At 57.1% G+C, this 624-nt stretch carries 1 protein-coding gene and 1 pseudogene; both read right to left on the minus strand.

Going from position 1 to position 624, the window contains the following annotated elements:
• Positions 1-188 (minus strand): hypothetical protein (locus tag CIK96_RS11300; protein WP_094440630.1); only part of this gene is annotated, 188 nt, incomplete at its 3' end.
• Positions 189-252: 64 nt separating this feature from the next.
• Positions 253-624: pseudogene (locus CIK96_RS13280) on the minus strand (hypothetical protein); the annotation flags it as partial.

Genomic DNA, 624 nt, shown 5'->3' on the forward strand with positions numbered 1-624 from the left:
AGCCGTTGGTCTATCACGCAATCCACTCCGATAAGGCTGCCGGAGAATATCAGACACTGTGCCACAAACCACAATACCGACTCGCTGATCTCGCCCGTAGGCGGAGTGAAAAATCCCATGAAGGCAAACACGATGGCTGTGATGATGCAGACCAGCGATGCCGTCTGCTTATAACGGATACTCTTCATGATAAGAATCTGCGGTTAAGCAGTGCCCCTCTCGCCTCAGGGGAGCGAGGCACTGCGGTTAGGTTCAGCCCTCCACTCCGCTACCGCCACTTGGGGTACCGCCTGTTGACGAGCTACCGCCGCCACCGTTTGAACCTGGGTTGCTGTCGGTCACTTTTCCAGGGATGGGCAAGAGTCCCTCCTTGTTGGCCTCCTTGATACCCATGCACTCGTAGGCGTGGCGGTCTGCGCGAGTCGTTGAGGTGTTGTTAAACTTGCCGCCGAGCTTCTTGCCGCTGAAGGGGAGGAAGCGGAGGTTCACACCGGCAATCTGTGCCACATCAAACTTGGATGGGTCGCTGACCGCCTTCTTGCCGTCGTTGCGGATGGAGTTGTAGAACGTTCCGAGTTCGCCCAGCTTCACCTTGTAGCCCTGCGCCAGCAGTTCGTTGATGCA

It is taken from the genome of Prevotella sp. P4-98 (assembly GCF_002251405.1).
Lineage (GTDB): Bacteria > Bacteroidota > Bacteroidia > Bacteroidales > Bacteroidaceae > Prevotella.